This is a genomic window from Algoriphagus antarcticus, assembly GCF_002150685.1.
Classification (GTDB): Bacteria; Bacteroidota; Bacteroidia; order Cytophagales; family Cyclobacteriaceae; genus Algoriphagus; species Algoriphagus antarcticus.
On the sequence record NZ_MSSW01000003.1, the window covers coordinates 166,134 to 189,100 of the forward strand.

The following is a 22,967-nucleotide window of genomic DNA, read 5'->3' on the forward strand; positions in this document are numbered from 1 at the left end:
TGGCCGTAGTTTTAAGGTGAGATTTGGAGAAAATGTTTGAATCATTCACTTGGATTATGCGTAAAGTGGACTTATATCTCTCGCCCGTGCTCGACTATCTGAAGACTCTACTCTCGCCGGTGAGTCGGGTCATATTTCAAAGGTAGTCCTGAAAATGTTGCTCCAAGATTTCCCTCAGCAATTCCTTGGTTAGAGGTTTGGTTTCAAAGCCTGTAACATCTTCTATTTCTTTTGCCCTTTTTATATCATCGGGGTTTGCTGATGTTGTTAAAATCACAATAAGCACTTTTGCTTTTACTGATATACCTAAATGTTTGTATTCTTCTAAAAATTCCCATCCGTTCATTTTAGGCATGTTCAGATCTAAAAATATGATGTCGGGCGCGACGCATTCTTCCTTTTTGAGATATGCTAATGCTTCAATACCATTGGCAGCAATATCAATTTGATTAACCATGTTCATTTTATTGATTACGATTTGATGGTAAAAATTATCATCCGGGTCATCATCAACTAATAAAATGCTGTTTAGTTTTCTTTTCATGAGATTATAGGATTACGGTGATTGGTTAAAATGATTACCCTTAATGATGCCATTAGCCTTGTTTTCTTTGTTTTTCTGGATCAAAGACCCGCCACGGCGAGGCAGTCCGATGACGGGTGACCGATGTGGCGTCTTCGTTAGAGTTCACCAAGTACTAGGATGCTTTTGTACTTTTACTGGCAGAAAAAAGGATTTACATATTTTTTAAAATGATTTTTATGATTGTTTTGAATTCATTATCCTTCTAATTAAGGAATTTTTACCGCCAAAATTTACTAATAAGCCAGCCGTGTTCAAGCCACTAAGGCAACAAGCTTGTAAGTTAATAATTTCGCTTTCGTGTTGCATTAGCTTCTTGAATTTGGGAAATCAGGATAATCGATATTTGAATTTCAACAAGCTATCGGACCCTTTGAAAGCTTCCTTTAAACCAAAACAGGCAAAAATTATGTCTGCCTTTTGCAGAGTAAGGTGTCCATCCAGCGTACTAAAATTATAGGGCCAGGGTTGTAACCTTACCTCATCTGCACTCCAACCTATATTTCTGACTGTAAGATCCAGGTCAGCAAAATTCTTATATAAAAGCGGTTCGAAATAGTTGAAATACTGAAAGCGCTCTGCAAAAGTATTACCCAGAATAACGATCCTTCGGCCTTTTTCCAGCTTTAAGTCAATGGACGTATCCTTGCAGCCTATTGCAAAGAGCCCGGTAACCGAAGGTAGGATTATAAAGGAGAGGATTTTAGATAGGCTGTTCATAGGATATACTTATATTTTTCTAAAGGAAATGCTCTCTTCAGCTTATGGTTTTTGCTCTTTTAATGTGTATTCGCTTTTATGCCTGTAAAAAGATAAACGAAAAATAGAATTTGGTAAAAGCTGGCAATAACGCCACATCGGTCTTCGGTCTTTCCCTGCCTTAGCCGGCAGGCAGGCGTCCTGTTAATCAGAGAAAATAGGATACTGGCATCTTTGCAGATAATCATTTTAAATTTCTATGCCTCAGATTCTAAAATATGAATTAGAATCAGTTCCTAAATAGAACGTGAATCCATTGCCCTGTGCAATTGGTGTGTAGCATATCTGTAAGCTAATCCACCCGCTTATTGGTCTTTAGATAGGCCATCAAATTCACAATTTCTTCTTTGGTCAGGTTTTCAAATAATCCGGATGGCATCATGGAGACATCGGTCACTTCCCGAGAAAGAATCGCTGATTTGTTGATGACAACATGATCTTGGCCCACGATCCGCAGGGTAAGTTGCCGTTGATTTTCCGATATGATATTGCCTGAATAGGTTCTGCCGTCGCGGGTATTGATCACGACCATTTTATAATCATCCTGAATTTCAGCACTTGGTTCGAGTACATTCATCAGAATATACTCGGGATCTGTTCGGTTGGAACCGGTAAGATCAGGCCCAATGGTGCCTCCTTCCCCAAACATTTTATGGCAGCTTCCACAGGATTTGTTGAAGGTAGTTTTGCCAGTTTTGAGACTGGCGGTTGCGATGGCATCTTGCTTGAGCATAGCACGGTATTTTTCGTAGGCAGCCTTGTCGCTAGCAACTTGCTCGATCGGACCCCAAATTTCGATAAATCCGCTTCCAACCACTCGGAGAAGTTGCCGGGCTACACTGGCAGGGACTTCAGATTTTGCGATTCTTTTGGCCTTGATTTCTTGGGTCAGCATATTTCCGTAGCGCGCTCTTGAGGACAAGGTTTGCATGGCTTCGAGTTTTTCAGTAGGCGAAAATTTGGGATAGCTTTCCAAAAGCAATTTCCCCAAGTTTTCATTGTCAAAAGACGCGATAGATCGGATGCCTTCCATTCTCATTGCAGGTTCTTGAAGCAAACCCGGGATTTGGGCAGGCAAATCTTTTTGCTGTTGTGCAGTGAGGATTTGTAAGGCTTTTTTACGTTGGTCTAGGTTTTCCGACTTGTTTTTCAGCGTCGCGAAAGCTCGTTGAGTCGCTTCGGTATCTCCAAACAAGCTGGAAATTTCCAAGGCCAAAGCCTGTTGATTCCCACCCGATTTCTGAAGTTTTTCTGCCACTGATTTCCAAATGGCAGGAGTTTTAAGGTCTGTTCTTCCTTCCATTCCGCTTAACATACCCGACATCAGCAACTCGGTATTTGGACCTCCTTTACCGATCAGCGCTACCAGTTTTTCCAACTGATCACCGTCAACAGTTCGCCTAGCCATGTTTTGAGTTACAAATGTAAGTTTGGATTTTGGTGCCAAATCCAAAAATTTATCTGAGCTCAGGGTAAAAAGAGGCTCAATTCCATACCAAAGCATTTTGGAGAGGTTGTGATCTTTTTCATCTTCGGAATGCTGGATCAGGCTTTCTGCCAAACCCCATTTTTCGGAAGTGGGCATTCTTTGCAAAGCTGAAGTCAGGTAAAGACGAACCACAGGGGAGGGGTCTGACTTTGCCATGGTTTTGAATTTTGTCATCGCCTCTTGGGAGGGTTTCATGTCCTCACATAGCAATTGGACCGCCCAAGCACGGATGTATTGATCCTTGTCGGAAAGGGAATTGATCAGTTCTTTTTCCATAAGTCCTCCCGTTTGATGAAGTGTCCACATGGCACGGAGTCGCCAATCCGGATTTTTATCTTTGGTGAAAATGGCCTTCAATGCCTCATTTGTTTGAGGTTGAAGTTTTTTGTTGACTGCACGTTTGTGAAGGATTCCTCGCGCTCTTCTTGAGTGCCAGTCGGAGGGATTAGTCTGAAAGGCTACCAATTGTGTATCCGTCATTTTGTTCAGATCAGCGTACCTTCCTGGGAAGTTTTGCGCCAGTGATTTTTCAGGCATGATTCGGAAAATCCTACCGGTTTCCTCGTTCAAAACCTCTTTTCCGCAGATATCAGCATCGTGCCAATCCAAGGCGTAGAGTCCGCCATCGGGTCCAATTTCCATGCTGAATCCTACCCATTGGGCATTGTTTGCCAACATAAATTCGTCTCCGTGCTTTCCTTCAAAACCCGAACCTTTAGGAATCAGAATGTCTGACAAAACCCCATGTTCATGGATATTCGCCATGAAAATCCGTCCCTGTTCTTCTTTTGGAAAAGCATCCGATTGGTAAACTCTTGCGCCTCCGTGGGCCGACCTGTGACTGTGGTTGGCGATGGTTTTGATGTCCTCATACACGAAAGGATTGAAATGCTGTCCTCCCTGACGGTGGTAAATCCCACCCGGAATTACATGCCAGAGGTGCGGTATCACGCAGGCACTCATAAAGAGTTGGCCTTTCGCATCGTAATCGATTCCCCAGGGATTGCTAAAACCATGCGCTACCACCTCAAATCTTTCTTTGACAGGATGGTAGCGCCACACGCCGCCGTTGATGTCCACTCCGTCGGCTTCCAATAGGTCCTCCGGAAAAGCGTCTTTGTGGTAATAAAGCTTTGCATCACTTTTAGGCTTTCGGATTTTGGATGGGGTTGCGAAACCCTGTAATCCATACAGCCATCCATCCGGTCCCCAGTGGAGACTGTTCAGCGTCTCGTGGCGATCACGAATTCCCCAGCCCGTCAATAGGATCTCAATGTTATCCATATCCGCTTTGTCATCGCCGTTTTTGTCAGGAACGAAAATCAGGTTCGGTGGCGCACCAATGAAAACCCCGTCAAAACCAACTGCTATAGCAGCGGGGAAAGCCAAGCCTTCCATGAAAACTGTTTGTTTATCTGCTTCTCCGTCACCGTCGGTATCCTCCAGGATCAGGATTCGACTATCTCCAGAATTCGAAAAACCATACCCCCTGGATTCGTAATCCTTGTTCTCTGCTATCCAGAGCCTCCCGCGGTCATCCCAGCAAAATGCCATAGGTTGAATCATCATGGGTTCGGAAGCCCAGACATTCACTTTGTACCCTGGTTTGATGGTCATCGCATCCACTGCTTCCTGTGCAGTGAGGAATTTTGCATTTTTGCCTTCTTCTTGGGCCAGTCCCCAAAGTTCAGTGGTATTGTACATACCTTCTCGACCGGAGAATTTTCCCCAGGATTCCGTTAATGTGATATCGTTGACCTCGCCGGTATATACCAAAAGCCGAAGTTTGATGGTTTCTGTTTTTCCCTGTTCGATCACCCAGTCACCATCTTTTGTAAACGCAGGTCCCAAACCCAATTGTCCGTCAACTCGCCACTTATTGGGATAGCCGCGGTTTTCGGGATGGTCAAAAATTGCCACGTTTGCACGGGTATCCCGGTCAGCTACCGTCATACCCACATTGATCCACATGGAAGGTTGGCCTTCGGCTTGGGCATTTTTCTGACGGGCCGCATTGATGATTTCTCCGTCGATTCCTTCTTTCCAGGGCATTCGAACGAATAGACTTCCATAATCATATTTTCCAATGGTGACTTCAGTTTTGGCTTCGCCTTTCCATTCGAGATCTAAAATATATTCTCCGTTTATTTCACTTAAGGTCCAGTTTTGAGTTTCTTCCATCACCGGACTTCCAAGTGAGTCTAAAAGCTGATAGATGGTTTGCCATTTGACTTGCTCTCCACTTTCTTCCACGATGTTGAGAGCCACTTTTTTCCAATAATCTCCCTGCGGATTGTGAAAGTAATCCCGACCATTGACACGTGTTAAGCCCCAATAGAGCCCGGTTTGATGCTTATGATGGCCTGGACTGTATTCTGTGAGGACTCCTTTTCCGTCAGGTGCTTGAATGGGATGGATGAAAGGCCGAAAATCTTCCTTGGCATTTTGAACTAGGATTGGTTCCGATTCTCCAGCTCTCAAAACCGAAATAGTCCCTTCTGCTTTATTTTCAACGAGCGTTAGCGTGGTGGGAAGGGTGGAGGTTTCAACTTCATCTGTTGGTTTGGGTTTGCAATTCAGTATAATTAATAAAGCAAAGAGCTTAAAAAGAGCAGGAATCCGGAGTTTTGACATGGTGTTAGGGTTGATTGGGTTTAGGTAGGCATTGGGAGAGCTTTTTGAAAATTGCTCGCATTAATATAGAAAAAAGTAGCTTGCATTTGGTAAAGGGAAATTCTTTTGGGTTTAAATTTCCATGAAGGGTTTAGCAAAAATTTTTGATTCAAGTTACAGAATTGATGGCTCGATAAATTGGGATATATGATATCCGAAACGATGCCACTAATCTTATTTTCTCTGCTTATTGGGCTGGAAGACCCGCCAAAGCGAGGCTGGCCGATGACGCCTGCTTGCCTGCAGAGGCAGGGAAGACCGAAGTGACGCTTTGATAGTCCCGATGGCTATCGGGATCACCAAATTATCTGTTGCTTGTGTCTTTTACTGGCACAAAAACCTAAGCATATTTGAGTTTATTTCCCAGCCATATGCTAATTACCCGCTTCGATTTTTTCTTCTACTTCCTCTTCCTCAACGGCATTTGTATCTTTCAAACCTTCGGTATTATCCTCATCAGGTTCATAATTCAAACTGATAAAAATAGGGTAATGGTCTGATCCTACATCTTCAAGTTTTTCAAGAGATAGTAATCCAAATTCCTTAGAGTAAAAAATATGATCTAAGGGATAGCGAAACATAGGCGTCATAACACTGTAGGTATTAAAAAATCCTCTGCCTTGGCGAGGGTCGACCAGTCTACTGTATTTCCTGAAAAGTTTTGAGGTGACAGACCAACCAACATCGTTTAGGTCACCTGCCACTAGGGTTGGATTTTTAGAATCCCTGATTTTTTCGCCAATGAGAAGCAGTTCTGTATCTCTTTCATAGGTATCCGTCCCCGGCTTTGGCGGCTCTGGGTGCACCCCATAGAAATCAATTTTGATTCCTGAAGGCAAGGTGATTTTGGTGAAAATAGACGGTATACTATCCTTTACTAAAAAGTTAACAGCGCTTTCAGTGAGGGGTAGTTTTGACAGCAGGATCATTCCATAGGAATTTTCCAGAGGATGTTTGATGGAATAAGGAAAATCCACGTCAAGCTTACTAACAGCGGCAGACCATGCTTTATCAGGTTCGGTAATCAGCAGAACATCGGGATTGACCTTTTTTACCAGCTCCTGAAATCGCTCTTTTTCTTCATTCTCCATACGGACATTCGAAACCAATAGGGAAAAGGAATTTTCCCCACGCTGCTTATTGCTATCCTTCGCCTGAGTGTTGTAAAGAGGTGTATATACCAACACAAACTGGATTTGATAGATCAGACAAACTGCCAGAATTACCAACAAGGGTATTTTATAAGCCCATTTAAATTTTAGGAAAACAAAAGCCAGAATAATTGCTACCACGGTTAATATGGCAATCTGAAACCTTGGAAAATCAAATATTCTAATCCACCATTCCGCCGAGTTGATCAAAGGTAATCCTGTGGTAATAAGAACGATAGCGCATATTAGCAAGGTGAGTATCCGCATGAATTTAGATAATGTATTCCTGTAGCTTGTCATGTAAATTTTGAAAATGGAAACCTGTTTTGGAAGGGCAATTTATTCTTTTAACTATCCACAATCTTGCCAGTAGGTAATTTAAACTGCAAAGAACTTGAGACTCGGGATTTCTTCGGTTTTAGTCTGACTGCAATGTCAATTTCATTTGAAGGAATTCCGTCAACCATTTTCAGTCACTTTTATCCGTCATTCAATTCAACCGCCTGATCAGACACTCTTCCGTATTCTTCAGCATTTAGAGAATTTATCAAAAGCATCCCGACTGTTTCTACCAAGGTCATTTGATGGAGAAGATTCTTTATTCGACTGCTTAATGGCTGACGCCAATCATCCTAGATGTCAATCTTGTTCTTGTTTAGATCTTTAAATTCGGCCTGATTCGGATGAATAAGATCAAAAAGCACGGGCTTCAACACAGGGTTGGAATTTTTAAGTCTTAAAGAATTCCATTAAAAAAGTCCGAAACCTTTCGCTTTCGGACTTTTACTTTTACTGTATTAAATTACTTTCTAAATTCATCGCGATTGTAAAACGTATCGTCGTCTGGATAATGTGTTTCTGTTTTTGGCCTCGTGTAAGAATTAAAAACATCGACTTCGTATTCTCTGTGGACCGGGGTACCCTTTTTCAATCTTTTGGTCTGAGCGAAAATTTCATAATTGATCTTTTTTGTAGATACTATATGACTGTTCAAATCTAAAGTTGCCATTCCAATTGGAATGATAATATGGTTTTCACCGTCCTCGTTGATGAATTCATGAACGCCATCTTTTGCTTTTGCGGTGAAAGGTTTATGATTGGCTGAAATGATAGATTCATCAACTTCTACGTCAAGGTAAACAACCCGCTCTGTGTTTTTATTTACCAGTAAATTGTCTACCTCACCGATGATTCTGCCTTCTACATCTTGCACCTTCCAACCTCGGACATCTTTATCGCTGTCGGCAACTTTGTAATCGCTCAGTTCTTCCAAATAATATAAATTTCTGTTTCGTGTGTTCATTTTATTGCATTTTTAACAACAGTGATTCCGACGATTTGAAGAAATTATTCACATCGTCTTTTTGGTTTAAGGTAAGTTCACCTTTTTTAATTGCAGAAACGGCTGCATCTACGTTTGCTACGTCCTGCGCCAGGTTTGGGAATTTTGCTTTCTGCAAAGTGGTAAGTGCGCGTGTGATGATTGCCCCAGAGTCTTTGATTAAATCTGCGTGTTTTACGTCGTAAGGCTCTACTTTAATTTCCGACGAATTTTTACGTGCTTCTTCTAAGTCAGCTTTGATATCAACATCAAGCATATTAGCTGTCGCCTCTACAGCATCGATGAGGTAATTCAATGCGCCATTACTATACTCATGGTCAATTCCCATTTTGCCCATATCGCCGATGTAGGCAGAATATTTAGCTATGGCGTCGGTTGAATTCATTGCTTGGTTTTCCATGCCGGTTTCATCAACTATAACTACTTGTTCGGTTGTGCTTTCTTCGTCATCGATTGCAACGCTGTCGTCGGAATCTCTCAGAAAGAAGAACCAAACAAGTGCAAGCGCGAGTAAGGCTAAAAGTATCCAAGGCCAAATAGGTTTTTTCTTTTCAATTTTGATTTCTGCCATAGCTTTAAGTATGATTTATGAACTTAATATACTAATTTATTTTTGGAATAGGTAATGCAATCGCCTATTTTTGAGATGTTTTTGAATAGTTTATTTATAGTCTTAGTTTGACTTTTGTCACTTTTCCCCAATTATCGTGATTCGAAGGAAGAATATCTATGAGGTACTTGAAGAGCTTTATAGTCCACTGTTCTATTTATATAGTATCAGATTTGCTATTTTTCGCTAGTTATCCACGATCCCAATTTATTGTTACTTTCTTCTCTCATTCGGCGTTGTTTTATTCTATTCTAAGGACTATCTGGAGCTGTTTAAGGGGTTGATCCAGTTAGTAGAAAGGCAAACAAACATCATTGGTACACTTTTATCGAAGCTCATATGGAAGCATCTTGCTTTTACAGGGAAAGTATTTGAAAAATAATAACTACAATAAAAATTATAAACTGAGGAATTGTCACGTTTAAAATTACCTTATGTTTGAGGAGAATTATAAACAAACTTGTGCAGACATTATTACAACAATTCCCACAGGGAAGTTCTGAGCTATTCCTGTCAAAAATATTATATTTAAAGAGGTTAATACTTGTACTATACCTACCGAAAACAGAAAAATACCACCTTGGAATATCATAATTCTCTGAGAACTTATTATTATTATTATTGAATCTTTGCTTATTTCTTTGAGTACTGGAATTTGTTTTTTCTTTCCATATAAATTATGTGCTATACTAATTAGTATGAGTAAGATGCCTGCTATTAAGCCCATTTGGTGATGTTTTATTTGAATACGTTACAACATTTTTGTATATGAGAGTTGCTAGTCTTAGCAAGAACCTCTATAAATAAAGTCTTGATTTGGAAAGGCTACAGGATTTTCCAAACGGGAAGAGGCCAGACCACAGTTTCATTAGGGAATTCTGAACAGTGCTCAGCTATTATCCTTCACTTTGGCTAAACGTACGAAGACTACTAAAAAGAAGATAAAAAATACCCAATCATTCATCCCATAAATTGAATAAAATAGTCCGGCCAGTATATCTCTTTCATATACATCAGAAACAGTATTATTTAGCATCCAATTTATCCAAACACAACCATAAATTAACTTTTCAACAGCAAATACGCCCACTAGCCATCTTACTTTGTTATAATTTTTCGCGATAGATATGTACGCTAATCCCCAAATGAATATCATAAGTAAACCAAAGTTAGACATTATGCCTGGATCAAATTCGGGGATTGTGGAATTTGTAAATAACTTCGAAAAAATTAGTACTGTTGCGTTCATTAATCCAGCAATAATAAATCCTTTTGTAATTGTCTTATTTGTAAGTGTCATATTTCAGTAAATTTATCATTTATTTTTTGTTACGTTAAGTAAGTGTGTATAAACCGCAAGTTTTATGTATTCCACTACATCTGTTTAAAGACCTGATTTCGTTGGATTTAGCACCTCCCAGAAATCAAATTTTTCCAACTGCAGATCGGGGGATTGGGCTTCTGAAAAAACACTCACTACAATATTGATTATCATTATTCTTTATGGTTGGTATTCCTTTCTACAACAATTGCATTATGAATAATTTGATGCTTCTTTTCTAAGTGATTTTTTATAATACTAACTCTACAAAAATCGGAAAATGATCAGATCCGATTTTTGGAAGTCGCTCCAGTTTTTGCAGTTGGAATTCTTTGGTTACAAAAATGTGGTCTAAAGGCCAGCGCATAAGAATATTTGTTGCATCGTAGCTATTGTAAAAGCCTCGACCTATTCTGACATCAAAGAGTAAATTTTCAGTGCCCGTCGACCGATCTACATGTGACCAGACTACTTCATTCAGATCACCAATCACAAGGGTAGGATTGGTTCGTCCTTTAATTTTTTCTCCCAGAATTAGCAAAGCGACTTCTTTCTGACCTTCATTATCAGGGAGATTTTTATAATGTGTAGGTGGGACAGGGTGGAGGCAATCCAAATTTATTTCCGTAGTCTGATTGAGCATAATGGAACTTTCAAATGAAGGTACATTTTCGTTATTGATGTAATTCACCTCTTTTTTTCGGAAGGGGAATTTACTGAACAAGACCATTCCATAAGCCTTTTCATTGACCGCTTCTTGAATGTATGGGTAGTCTTTTTTCAATCCACTCAATGCTTCATTCCACCTTTCGTTGACCTCCATTGCAAGTACCAAGTCCGGACTTTTGCGTGAAATCAAGTCTATCAATGCTTCTGAGTTGGTATTGGACATTTGTACATTGATCAGAAGAACGCTAATCGAATTATCCGGATTTTCGGAATCTGTTGCTGTAGGCACTGCGACATTGACCAGGCTTGTGTAATTGACCAAATAGCTACCATTTATGTATAATCCCAGCACCAGCCCAGCCAAAACCAAATAATTAAACCAAAACCATTTTTTTATTAGCAGCAGTAAAAGGATCAAACTGATTAGCGAGACGAGGAAGAATTGAATTCGCAAAAAATCAAGCATTTTTAGGTATCGAATCTCTACATTTCTCAATTCCGACAGAATTGCAAGAATCGCTAAGAATAGGATAAATACCTGTAGGACAATCAAAAAATAATTTTTGAAACTTTTCATGGTTTTCTCCTTACCCCTGAGAGCAAGCTTTTGTCAAATTTTTCATTTTGTTTGCCATCTCCTGCATGCAAGACGGAGATATCTCCAGTGGACTCTAGAACTACCGCAAGGACTTGATCAAAATTGAGGACATTTGCTTCTCGCAATTTGGAAATCAGTTGTTCCTTTTCAATCCTGGCGTATTTGAGATTTTGATCTAAAATTTTGTTGCCATCCATCAGGAGCAATGGGGCATTGGAGATCAGCTTGCTCAGAAACGGGAATTTTCGCTGCAAATGTGAAAACGTAAAAGTCAATAGCAACAATCCAAAGATGGCTATAAATCCATGAGCCAGAGAAGTAGATGAGGTGAGAGTCGAAGAAATGATACTTCCGATTGCTATGGTAAAAGCAAAATCATAAGCTGTGAATTTGGCAAAAGACCTCAGGCCTATTAAGCGGGTTAATATTATGATGACAAAAAATACAATCACACACCCAATCAGGGTCTGTAACAGCGGGTCTTCGGGTGAATAAATCCAGTTCATACTATTATTGTTTTGTTGACGAGATGAGAATACCCTTTAAAATACTAAAAATTGTTCCAGTATGTTGAATGAATCTCAGATACAAGACCCATTCCTGTGCGAAGTGCTTGATGATTCCCTTCTACAATTCAATTATTTCCCAAAAGATTCGCGTCTTTTTGTAGCCCTTCTAATCTGGAATTAAGGACATAGATTCAAGCGTTGGTACTCCTGAGAATTCAGATTGGGCCATTTGATTAGGTGAATATCTGCAATCCTGCCAGTAGCGTGATTTTCTTAGATCAACAGGTTAATGGCCACTCCACTAGATGCAGGCGGTTTAAAATAGGATCTGACGGAATCATTTTGCATTACAAGTGTCTAGCAATTTGCATAGCAATCCAAACATATAATGAATTTGCGGATTGACCGTGCAAGTAATTTCAAACAGTTTCTCCAGCTATAGTTGAGTTAACTATATTACTCTTTGTGAAATATTTGATGACGACGCTACAAAGTCCCAAGATTGCTCCGATAATTAAACCGTAACCTAAGTCGGGTTGTAATGCAGACATTTTTAATAGCGGGATATTGGCAAAATAGGGCACCACCACTAACCACATGATTGCTAAAAAAATATTTAGTATAAGCTGAAATAACATTTTAAACTTCATGGAAAACCTTATTGGAAACTGTTGCTTACTCCACCTCTTCGTCTTTATTACCAAATCAACCGCACTCCAAATGAGAATAGCTAATATCAAGTATCTGAAATATATTTCGTAGGGAATATACCGGATTTCTTCCTGATGATTTAGGCGTCTGATAATTCCGTCCATTAGGTTTCGAACAGCATAAAAACTATTGATGTTTGTCAGGATAACTATTCCATAGTTCTCATTTGGCAAAATATTGATAGCGCTGCTGAAATTTTTGCTTAAACCTGTATGCCTGATAGAATGCAGACCATTCCAATCTCCGATCGAGAAACCCATTCCGTAGCGGTTGGAAAAGGGTGTATGCATCTGAACGAGAAGAGTCTTGTCGATAACTGTGTCGTTTTTGGTTTTGCCATTAGTTAACAATACCCGCAAAAATTTGCTCATGTCTTCCGCATTGGAAGCTATATCTCCCGCTGCAATACCGTTGTTATTGTAAGTGAACGAACGTTCTATAGGAAAGCCGAATAAGTATTGATACCCGTGTTTAAGTCCGGCTTGTTTCGTTTCCTCATAAGATGCAAATGAATTTTGCATACCTAAAGGTGTAAAGATGTATTTCTTCACGTACTCTCCGTACTGCAAACCGCTTACCTTTTGGATGAGTTGACCTAAAATCTGGTAGTTTAAATTACTATAGATGTGGGTTTTACCAATGGCTGTTTCATCAATATTCAAAGACTGGAGATAAATTTTGTATTCTCTTTCTATATCAGTCTGTATCTGACTTTTTGGGGTGAAAAAACCAGCACTTTTAGGTAACCCACTCGTTTGGTTTAATAAATGACGTACGGTAATTTTTTCCGATACGGTTTTGTTCCTGAGTTCAAACCAAGGCAAATAATGAATTACCGGAGTGTCAATCTCCAAAGCTCCTTTTCCATAAAGTTGCATGAGAGCCATGGCAGTAAAGGATTTGCTGATAGAACCTATCAGATAATTTCCTTGGCTTTTGTCCTTGCCGTATTCTCTTTGAAATAGTATACTGTCCTTATTGACGATCGCAATCGATACATTTGGAATATTCCAACTCTGCATCTCCTGCTCAATAAAATCAGTTGCATTTTTAAAATTACTTTGTCCAAAAGATTGTTGACCAGCTAACAAACAATATAAAATGAGTAGGTGTTTTTTCATATAAGTTAGTCTTGAATTGCTGCAAAATTGGTGTTTTGCAATGGAGGTATTTTTTCACGGGAACCAAATGTTGAACGAGATAAAAACTTATGCAGTACCGTTTGAGCTTTCTGCTGTGCTGTGATTCTGTGCTTCGTCGGTTCGAACTGAAGCCGATTGAAGAACTGAAGCTGAAGTTAAATTCTTTTGCTGAAATTTATTCATTCAGCTTGAACTACAGCTGATAGCAATAAAAAGATGAGGATAAATTCTTCCGCCTGCATACCAGAAAATTCATTGATGCACTAAACCTACGGTAGTTTCAAGAGCAATCCGAAGGCCGTAACTTTTAAATTAATTCTTAACCCCTTATTAATTTCTGCACCTATTCATATTCGAGCTGCTTTCCATATTCTTGCCTTTCTCGAAATAGTCAATCGCAGTCTGGTTGTTAGGAGCAAGAATCCCCACTTTTGGGAAGCTAAAGTGATCCGATCAAAAGTAATAAAGCAGTTGGTCTAGGATCTAGCGCTAAATAGTTATATCAATTTACGATAATTAGGGAGAACGATATCAGGTGTTAAAATTAGATAGTCAAAATTATAAGCCTATATTTGTTCATCTTTTTCTATACTTATTATAATACTCAACAATTTCTCCCATTAGGGTAGGCATCGGATCCTTTAAAATAAATTCGAAAAATGTATTATCAAAATATAAATCACTTTGATTTGCAATTCGCTTCAAAATTATTTTCAAAGCAGGCCCAGTTCTTACAATAATTTTATTTTGAGTTTTTATGAAAGGAAGTTCTCTTTTTAAGCCTAATAGGCAAGACAAATTTGGGAAATTGACTCCTGCAAATATGGAGGCAGCTACACTTGCCCAATACCGTGGATTCATCTCAATTATTTTTATTTGGTTTATATCCTCATCATATCTTAAATCAATATGAACAACTCCAGACCACTTAAATTTTTCTACTACTTTTTTTACATTGCTGAATACTTCGTCATTTTCTAAAAATTCTATTCCATAAGGCCAGGGATAATCAGTTGAATATTTTATGCTTTTTTGAATTGTGTGAGCAAGAATTCTACCTTCAATACATATGACGCTACAATCAATGTCGTAACCTTTTATGTATGTCTGAAAAATGAAATCCTCAGAATGATCAAATTCACTATACCAACTTTGAAGTTTTTCAGCATTTTGAAATATCTCTATCCTTTTTCCTCCTGATCCATTTCGTGGCTTTATTATTATTGGAAAAGTGATGGTAGAAATAACTTTATCTAAACTACTAGTCGAGTTGAAAAGTATTGTTTTAGGATGAGATATATTATTTTCTTTGAGCCATAATGAGAGTAACCATTTATCATCAGCAATATCAAAAGAATTGACATCTGGGACAGGCGCTATAGCGATTAGATCTGAAAGTATCTCCTTGTACTCAGCAACCAACCGTATGGTTTCTACATCTACTGGTAATAAAATATCTGCATTTGTCTTTTTTATAGCGTCTATTATCGCTGATAGTTGTGCTTCTTTAGTTTCCCCATTCGAATAATGTATAAATTTGGATGTGTAGCGCGAATACCGAACAGGTATATTATTATCTCTCGATAAAACAAAAATCTTAATGTTCTTTTCTTTTCCTAAACACCTTACAACTGATACAGAATTATTACCATGTCCATCAGGAATTAAGACGGAAAATGATCTGTTTTTTACGGATTTAATCATGAATAAAAATAATAATTATTTTTATGATATCAATAATTATTTTTTTTTGATCCAAAAATTTGAACAGCTCGAATGAACCTTTTTAAACACAAAATTCTGTTTCTCATATGATTATGACAGTTTAAACTTATTTTGATTTATTGTTAAGCACGATAATTAACCCATCTTTTATTTCATTATTAAAAAAAATTACTCCATATACCCCTCTATTAACCAGGGCTGCTCCGGCATAAAACCGCATCCCCATTTCTGTGGCCAGTGGATTGTCATGAAATCGCTTATCCTTTGTGGTATCAGGAATAATTAAAACGCCACCCTCTTCCAATATGGTGGACAGCAAAATTTGCGCTCTTGCGGGTCTCCGGTTAAGCAGTTAGGAACAAAATACGAAGCGTTCATGAACATGATTGAATGAAAACATCCCATTAATATAGTTCATTAAGCAATGGGCTGTTCCCAGACTTGAATAGGGAATACCCATATCCCTAAAATTTTTGGGATTGGTCATGCCTACGGCAGATTAATGTGAGATTGTGCACGCTGTGGTCTACGCGCACTCACGCTACAAGGGTCGGAATAGGCCGTGACCAAAGCAAACGGCCACCTAATCTATTAGCGGTTCGTGCTTCTAAATTAATTTTTGTTAGCAGGTTTATGCGGTGAAATAATCTGATTAACAAGCGTAAGTTGAGCAGCTGTTATTTTCCATTTGTTATTTTTCTTCACAAAAACATCAGTCATCATTTTGTAATCTATATCACCTTTTTTATACTGTTGAAATGGCACATTAAAATCCTTGTCTGCATATAATGTTTCTTCAGTGTAAACAACAGGTATGTCAGGCGCAAGAAATCTGATATTTTTAACTTCAAACTTTAATGAAGTAGGGGACAAACAACAATCATTAAGCTGTTCAAAATGCTCAATGATATCACTCTTACTTTTCCAAACCTGACCTATAAAATTTATCAGTGTGGCATCATCTGTAAAGTAACTGCCGAAGGTCTCCCAATCATGCCTATTCCAAGCAGCTTCTTGATATTTTTCAACTGCTTTGATGCTTGTTTCGTCTGTTGCATTATTTTATGCAAAGAGCATCGTAGCAAATAAAATCAATGTGCAAGTAAAAATGGGTGCTTACTTTTTCAGGGATTAGGTTTTCCATGATTGCATCGGTATGGATGTGATAATTAATCTTTGCGAGCGTTCTTTGGAAGTCCCAGTTCAGTTTTAGACGGTTGTTTTCATGTTCTTTGAGGCGCTGGAATTCTTTATTGAGAATATACTTTGAACTCAGCACTGATCCACATTCCGAACGCAAAAGCAATATCTAAATGTGCATATGTTCCTCCGTACCTACCTGCAGTTGCTTTTAAGCCTATGGCATTTGTTTTTTCGATCCATTCTGTGGTGCTTATTTTATAATTATTCAATCCAGCCTGACTTTTAATTATGGCGAATTCGCCATAATTAAAAGTGGGATTATTTACGGTTTCCCAGATTCCTAGAAATTCCACAGTATTTCGATTCCTTAGCCAATCTGATATGAAAAAACCACCTTCCAAGGCATGTATAATATTTGGTGATTATAAATATTTCAAATTATAATTCTTAAAAATCATAAATAAATCTGTAAATCCATCTACTTATTATATATTTTCCTGACCTGCTACGACGAAGTAGCAATATATAATTGGGGCAGATCTTTTGCCAAAGACAGAACTGGTAATAGCCCCGAATGCAGCGCAGCGATATTCGGGGTAAAATAAGCACCTCAGTATATTATGAGTGCCAAAGGCACGATCGGTATTTACCTACCACCAATAATCCCACACATATTTCAGATCATATTCAGTTTCGTATTTCTCCAAAAATTTAATGTACTCCTCCTGAACTGTCATCGTACGATGATGCTCTTGCTGGTTTTGAATGTATTTTTTGACAGTTTCCAGTTTTGATTGACTCACTGTGTACGCGCCATATCCTTTTTGCCAATGGAATTCCTTGGATCCAATTCTAGCCATTTTATATGAACTGGGGATTTTAATCTTTTGGATCATATCTACTATGGTTATTGTGTATTGTGCGCGGAAGCGTACATAGCCAATGTATATGGTCTGGATTGGCGAAGATTTCTATGGTGTAAATACCAAGATCGGAAGCCAAAGAAACGATATAGTCCTGAAGAATTGGTTTTGTTTCATGGGTAATGAATGGTTTTCTATCCTTTGTGGAAAAAATAACATGGAGATATACTTTTGCAAGAGATTGTGGAATAGTCGAATAAGTTGAGATTGTTCAGTACCGATCGCGCCTTTGGCACTCTATAAGATAACAGATATGTTTTAAACCCAGAATTGCATTCTGGTCTTTTTACTGGCCTTGCCTTTGGCAAGGGTTCGGTAATCTCAGGAAGCTTCATTAAGCAAAAGGAATAATTAGATATCGCCTCAATTTCCTCTGCTTATCCTACGGGAGGCAGGCTTCGCAATTGAGAGCTATCGATTAGCTGAATGGTCTCGATAAATTCCTAAAGATTGCAGCATCTATTAAATTTTGTAAATAAAAATAACTTGAAATTTCATTCTGAAAAACCACAATGAATCTGCAAACCCTGTCAAATCCTTTTTCTATATTTTCTAAATTTTCCGCCCTCGCCTCCAATAGCTATCTGATGACACTACGCCAACTCCCTCAAATCAACAGGAACCACTCTACTTACGCCTGCTTCGATCATAGTAATGCCATAGATAATATCCGTGCTGGCCATAGTGCGCTTATTATGCGTCACGATGATAAACTGGCTCTCGCCGCTGAATTGCTGGATGATCTGGTTGAACTTGTCAATGTTAGCATCATCGAGCGGGGCATCCACCTCATCAAAAATACAGAAAGGCGCAGGCTTTAGCAGGTAGATGGAAAAGAGTAGGGAAGTGGCTGTCAGCGTTTTTTCCCCACCCGAAAGTTGGTTGATGGTCAGCGGACGCTTGCCTTTAGGCTTGGCAATAATCTCAATCGCCGATTCCAGAGGATTGCTAGGATCTACCAATGTCAAATCGCAATCATCCTGCTCGGTAAAAAGGGAACGGAATACCTTTACGAAGTTTTCCTTGATCTTGGCAAATGCATCCAAAAATGTCTCTCTAGCTACTAGATCAATCTCTTTGATCGTGGTGAGCAAGGATTCTTTGGCTTTTACCAAATCAGCTTTCTGTTCGGTTATAAAGTCAAAACGAACCTTAATCTCATCGTAAGCTTCCATCGCCATTGGGTTGATAGGGCCTATTTTATCAAGTTTGTCCTTTTGCTTGCTGACTAGTTCACGAAGTGTGTTTTCTGCAAACGCTCTGAATTCCTCGTCTATTTCCGGATTTTCTTCCATCAGTTCATCCAGATTCAGCTCAAATTCCACGCTCAGTCTTTCCTTCATTCCAGTCATTTTCAGCTTAATCTCATTCACTGCATTTTCCAGTTCATGGATCAGCAGATCATAACTTTCCTTGGATTTCTGAATGCTCCGAATCTGCTGGTCGGTTTCATCGATCAGCCCTCTGGAAGAATAATAGTCCTTCTCCGCTTCCTGAACGCCTTTTTCTATTCCCTCTTTTTCGGAATACAATTCGATCAGTTCATCATCCTTGACCTCATTATTATCCAGGAGGGATTTCACTTCGGTGTCCAGTTGGGAAAGCTCGGCTTGGGATTTTCCTATGCGATCCTTGGAACCCTCATAAGCAGTCTGTTTGAATTCTATTTCCTGTTCTAAACTCGTCACCCTGTTCAAATGCTGATGATAAAGAATATTTTCTGCGTTGAAGGACTGTGACTTGTCGGAAAGCACGGCAGACTCCTTTTCGTAGGATTCATTTAGATCTTCGAGCTCATCATGCATAGCTTCGAATTCCGCACGCTCATCAAAAAGCTGTGGTTGAATCTCAGTCAGGCTTTCCTCGATGGAAGCGATTCTATCCAAAATATCCTCACGCTTATTTGCATTGGAATTTAGTAATTCTGCGAGTTGTTCCTTCTTGGTGCGCACAGATACGAAATCCTGATTGATTGAATTGATCTTATTCTGCCATTCTTCCAGCGTCTTTTTATAGCTGATTTCCTTCAGCTTCATCAGTTCAGACAGCTTATTGTCGAGGTTGTTTCTGGTGCTGCTGACTTTCTTGTTCAATTCTTTGATTTCCTTGTCCAGCTTCTCCAGATTCTTGGCTCTACCGATTCTTTTTCCTTCGAAAAGCCCAACAGATCCACCTGAAATACTGAATTTCCGCTTGGTATATTTTCCGTTTTCTGAGATGAAAACGGCCTCGTTATCCTGCGGAAAATCCCGGTGCTCACCTTGTACGATATAGGTATTATCCAGAATGAAGTTGATCAAGCGGGAATACTTGACATCAAATTCTATAATCTCGGTAGCGGCGATGGCATTGGCAAAAAGCTTGTTTTGGCTAGGCTTAAAGCGCTCAAAATGCTCTAAAACAAAGAAATTGGCCTTTCCTCGGGCAGAATCACTTAAGAGTTGAATGGCAGAAATAGCCTGTGACTCGGTATCCACCACATAATAATTCATGTAGCTGTCCAGGTAATTCTCAATGGTAACCCGATACTTTTCCGAAGTGGTCAAGAGATCGGAGAGGAGTGGTATATCCTTACCCCAGCTTGGGTTCTTCTTCAAGAATTTGATGGCTTCGGGGAAACCTTCCAGATTCTCCACAAGAGATTTTGTGAGATTGTATTCGTTGGTTTTGGAGTCCAACTTTCGGGAAGATTGGGTCAGTTCCTCACGGATCATTTCTATCACCCGATTGGTTTCTTCGATCTTCTGATCCAGATCTTCCTGCTTGGCTTTAAGCTCCTGATAACCTTTGGTGGACTCGTCAAGTTCAGCTTTTAGTGTAATCAGTTTCTCTTCAAAATCCATCAAACTTGCTTCCTGTGAGGAGTCATCAGAAGAGGTTCGCTCCATTTCCTGTTTCAGTGTAGAAAGTTGTATTTGTTTGATCTCAATATCCTTGCTCAGCTGATAGACTTTCTCTTTGAGAGTTTCGAAGTTAAGGTTGATCGTCTTTTGAGCCTGTTGCTTTTCTGCCTGAATTAATTTCTGACTTTCATAAGCCTCCCGAAGCTCGGAAACAATCATTTCCTTTTCAGCCAGCATCTTTTCTGCAGACTCTTTTTCCTGCTCTAGCGATCGAATACTAAATCCAGCACGGTCATTTGACTTACGGTCAGCATCGATCTGCTCACGCAATTTTTGAGACCTATCTTCAAGGAATCTCAAGCGCTCATTCTTGATTTTTTTCTCCGATTCAAAAGACCGGATTTTATTTACATGCTCGTTCAGTGCTTTTTGGCGACTTGCGAGCAGCTTTTCTTTTTGGATCAAATCGACCTTCATTTTACTCAGGAGGGCTTCTTTGTCTATAACTTGTGTTTGAAGTTGGAGCTTTTTATCACTTTCTTCCTGAATTTTATGACCTGCTTCGATTAGAGACTTGCTCTGCTTCTCTATGCTTTTTTTGGCAAGATTGATACTCGCTATTCTATAGTCTTTCTTAATCTCAAAATACTTTGAAGCCTGTTTTGCCTGTTTTTCCAGGCTTTTCAGATTTTTATCTATTTCAAAAAGCACATCTTCTACACGAGCCAAATCATCGTCCGTGTCCTGAAGTTTTCTGAGCGTTTCTTTCTTTCTGTTTTTGAATTTGGAGATCCCAGCTGCCTCTTCAAACAACTCCCTACGCGAGTTATTCTTGTCATTGAGCAGTTCATCGATCATTTTCAGCTCGATGATGGCATAGCTATTAGAGTTGATACCCGTGTCCATGAAGAGATTGGTGATGTCCTTCAAGCGGCAGGTGACTCCGTTGATCTGGTATTCGCTGTCACCGGATCTGTAGTAGCGACGAGTGATCGTCACGTAAGTATATTCGGTTGGGAGTAGGTTTTTGGTGTTTTCAAAAGTAAGCGACACCTCTGCTAGATTGGAGGCTTTACGGTTTTTGGTTCCGTTAAAAATCACATTCTCCATCTTATCTGAGCGGAGTAACCGGGTTTTTTGCTCGCCAAGGACCCAGCGGATCGCATCTACCACATTGGATTTTCCGCAGCCATTTGGCCCCACTACGCCGGTGATACCCTTGTCGAAGTTAATCACCATTTTGTCTCCAAAACTTTTAAACCCTTTGATCTCCAGCTTACTAAGCAGCATCCTTTTGAATTTGTCTATTTAATCAAACAAAATAAGATCATTTGTGCCATTGTCCAAGGATTTTTGTGGATAGGTGTTAGACAGATTTAGTTGAAAATGATTCTTTATTTAACCGCAGAGGGCTTAGTTCGCAAAGAAGGGTCGCAAAGTTTAATTCATTTTGTATTATAAGTTATTGACGACTCTTTTTAATCCATCCACCATTTTAGAAACATTGAAATTCAATAATAATCCGAGTTTAAGGTCAGAAAGCTTTAAGTAAGTTAGAATCTGGGCTTAGTGTATATCTAAAAACTCTTCGACTGCTTTAACCTCTATAATTACCTTGTTTTTTACAAGTAAATCAATGCGATAACCCGCTTCTAAATTCACTCTTTGTAACTGATAGGTAAGGCAACTTGGGTTCTGACTTCTATCCCTCGCTGTCTAAGTTCATATGCTAGACAAATTTCATAACTGCTTTCCAATATTCCAGGACCAAGGTGTTTATGAACATCTATAGCTGCTCCAATTATGATTGATGATATCTCATTTTCAGTCATTTGCTTAAAAAATAGTGCCATTAGATTTCAATTATTCTCTCCAATAAAACAATTTGTTAGCCGCTGTTTAAATATTGAGTGTGAATCTGTAATAGAGAATTCTTGGATAAATGTAACCTTGGCGGGTTCCTTTGTGTCCTTGGCGTCTCTGTAGTGAAAAAGAAATTAGAATAAACATCTCGTCTAAAGCTCCCTGCCATCCGCGGTAAAAAAAATCATCTTCGCAGGTCTGGATTACTTAATCAAATGGACTAACTTACACCTGTGGATTTAGGAAATATAGTTTATATCGTTGCAGTTTTGGCCTATTTTATCTATCAGGCTACCAAAGGCAAGAAGAAGAAACAAGGTGAAGTTGAGCCAGAAATGTCGGATCAGCCAGAGCAAAAGTCAACTTCTTTTGAGGATTTGATGCGTGAAATCCGTGAAGCTCAAAAGCCAAAACAAGCAGAACCTGCAAAACCTAGAATGCAGCCTGTGCCTGTAGATCAACCAAAACCTGTGGAGTATAAGCGTGTAGCTGAACCGGTAGTCAGACCAGAATGGAGAGCTGATCCAGCTCCGGCTGTTAAGAGATTTCCCACCAAAAAATGGGAAGAAGCAGACGATGAGATTGAATATTACAAAGGAGCATTTGAGAAAACGGAGTCTGATCTGACTAGAACCTCCAAAGGTATTCCTGACATCCCTTCATTTAAGGAAATAGTTGTTGAATCTTCTTACTCTGGGAAGAGCCGCTATGGACGTATGCTCAAAGATCCTCAATCCATCAAGGATGCTGTGGTGCTCAAAGAAATTCTGGATAGAAAGCATTTTTGAAGTTGTATAATAGTTCTCAGCAGTTGTGTTAACTGTTAACAAATAAAATTAATACCCACCAATTTGTCGCTTTCTACCTAGTGCCTTATTTTATTTCAAAAACTTTTTTCATCTAAAAACATCTG

At 39.2% G+C, this 22,967-nt stretch carries 19 protein-coding genes and 1 pseudogene; 1 reads left to right on the top strand and 19 read right to left on the bottom strand.

Annotated elements, in window-relative coordinates; translation table 11 throughout:
- Nucleotides 1–136: 136 nt before the first annotated feature.
- The 19 genes and pseudogenes from BVH04_RS02865 to BVH04_RS26560 all read right to left on the bottom strand — a co-directional run bounded on the left by BVH04_RS02865 (nt 137) and on the right by BVH04_RS26560 (nt 22,044).
- Nucleotides 137–544 (bottom strand): response regulator, encoded by a 408-nt coding sequence (locus tag BVH04_RS02865; RefSeq protein ID WP_086539820.1) that lies wholly within the window; start codon nt 542–544, stop codon nt 137–139.
- Nucleotides 545–913: 369 nt separating this feature from the next.
- Nucleotides 914–1,303, bottom strand: a complete 390-nt coding sequence (locus BVH04_RS02870) for an SGNH/GDSL hydrolase family protein (protein WP_086539821.1) — start codon at nt 1,301–1,303, stop codon at nt 914–916.
- Nucleotides 1,304–1,634: 331 nt separating this feature from the next.
- Complete coding sequence (locus tag BVH04_RS02875; protein ID WP_086539822.1) at nt 1,635–5,465, bottom strand: PVC-type heme-binding CxxCH protein; 3,831 nt, start codon at nt 5,463–5,465, stop codon at nt 1,635–1,637.
- 413 nt (nt 5,466–5,878) lie between these two features.
- Nucleotides 5,879–6,922, bottom strand: coding sequence for an endonuclease/exonuclease/phosphatase family protein (locus tag BVH04_RS02880; protein ID WP_169714346.1), 1,044 nt, complete (start codon nt 6,920–6,922; stop codon nt 5,879–5,881).
- 535 nt (nt 6,923–7,457) lie between these two features.
- Entirely contained in the window at nt 7,458–7,958 is a 501-nt protein-coding gene (locus tag BVH04_RS02885; protein ID WP_086539824.1) for a PRC-barrel domain-containing protein, read from the bottom strand.
- A gap of 1 nt (nt 7,959) precedes the next feature.
- Nucleotides 7,960–8,568, bottom strand: a complete 609-nt coding sequence (locus BVH04_RS02890; protein ID WP_086539825.1) for a hypothetical protein — start codon at nt 8,566–8,568, stop codon at nt 7,960–7,962.
- Nucleotides 8,569–9,055: 487 nt separating this feature from the next.
- Nucleotides 9,056–9,334, bottom strand: coding sequence for a hypothetical protein (locus BVH04_RS02895; protein ID WP_086539826.1), 279 nt, complete (start codon nt 9,332–9,334; stop codon nt 9,056–9,058).
- A 162-nt stretch (nt 9,335–9,496) separates the two neighbouring features.
- Nucleotides 9,497–9,907 (bottom strand): hypothetical protein, encoded by a 411-nt coding sequence (locus tag BVH04_RS02900; protein WP_086539827.1) that lies wholly within the window; start codon nt 9,905–9,907, stop codon nt 9,497–9,499.
- Between the two features lie 271 nt (nt 9,908–10,178).
- Nucleotides 10,179–11,174 (bottom strand): endonuclease/exonuclease/phosphatase family protein, encoded by a 996-nt coding sequence (locus BVH04_RS02905; protein WP_086539828.1) that lies wholly within the window; start codon nt 11,172–11,174, stop codon nt 10,179–10,181.
- Nucleotides 11,171–11,701 carry a DUF421 domain-containing protein gene (locus BVH04_RS02910; protein ID WP_086539829.1) on the bottom strand — a complete coding sequence of 177 codons (531 nt, stop codon included), beginning with the start codon at nt 11,699–11,701 and terminating at the stop codon, nt 11,171–11,173. The genes BVH04_RS02905 and BVH04_RS02910 overlap by 4 nt, the downstream gene beginning before the upstream one ends.
- 422 nt (nt 11,702–12,123) lie before the next feature.
- The gene (locus BVH04_RS02915) at nt 12,124–13,536 is read right to left on the bottom strand and encodes a serine hydrolase domain-containing protein (protein ID WP_086539830.1); all 1,413 of its coding nucleotides are present in this window, start codon (nt 13,534–13,536) and stop codon (nt 12,124–12,126) included.
- Nucleotides 13,537–14,133: 597 nt separating this feature from the next.
- Nucleotides 14,134–15,261, bottom strand: coding sequence for a carboxylate--amine ligase (locus BVH04_RS02920; protein ID WP_086539831.1), 1,128 nt, complete (start codon nt 15,259–15,261; stop codon nt 14,134–14,136).
- A gap of 127 nt (nt 15,262–15,388) precedes the next feature.
- Nucleotides 15,389–15,601: a GAF domain-containing protein gene (locus BVH04_RS02925; RefSeq protein WP_205635779.1), complete on the bottom strand. Its 213-nt coding sequence runs from the start codon at nt 15,599–15,601 to the stop codon at nt 15,389–15,391.
- A 293-nt stretch (nt 15,602–15,894) separates the two neighbouring features.
- Nucleotides 15,895–16,320, bottom strand: coding sequence for an SgcJ/EcaC family oxidoreductase (locus BVH04_RS02930; RefSeq protein WP_086539833.1), 426 nt, complete (start codon nt 16,318–16,320; stop codon nt 15,895–15,897).
- A 212-nt stretch (nt 16,321–16,532) separates the two neighbouring features.
- A complete protein-coding gene (locus tag BVH04_RS25720) occupies nt 16,533–16,778 on the bottom strand; it encodes a KilA-N domain-containing protein (RefSeq protein WP_205635780.1) in 246 nt (81 codons plus the stop codon).
- A 297-nt stretch (nt 16,779–17,075) separates the two neighbouring features.
- A complete protein-coding gene (locus BVH04_RS02940) occupies nt 17,076–17,384 on the bottom strand; it encodes a transposase (RefSeq protein WP_317045483.1) in 309 nt (102 codons plus the stop codon).
- Complete coding sequence (locus BVH04_RS26555; protein ID WP_086539835.1) at nt 17,305–17,556, bottom strand: transposase; 252 nt, start codon at nt 17,554–17,556, stop codon at nt 17,305–17,307. The genes BVH04_RS02940 and BVH04_RS26555 overlap by 80 nt, the downstream gene beginning before the upstream one ends.
- Before the next feature lie 385 nt (nt 17,557–17,941).
- On the bottom strand, nt 17,942–21,481 hold the full coding sequence (gene smc, locus BVH04_RS02950) for a chromosome segregation protein SMC (protein WP_086539836.1): 3,540 nt from the start codon (nt 21,479–21,481) through the stop codon (nt 17,942–17,944).
- Nucleotides 21,482–21,646: 165 nt separating this feature from the next.
- Nucleotides 21,647–22,044: pseudogene (locus BVH04_RS26560) on the bottom strand (GxxExxY protein).
- A gap of 243 nt (nt 22,045–22,287) precedes the next feature.
- On the opposite strand from BVH04_RS26560, the gene BVH04_RS02960 reads away from it, so the two are divergent.
- The gene (locus tag BVH04_RS02960; RefSeq protein WP_086539837.1) at nt 22,288–22,842 is read left to right on the top strand and encodes a hypothetical protein; all 555 of its coding nucleotides are present in this window, start codon (nt 22,288–22,290) and stop codon (nt 22,840–22,842) included.
- The last annotated feature ends 125 nt before the right edge of the window (nt 22,843–22,967 follow it).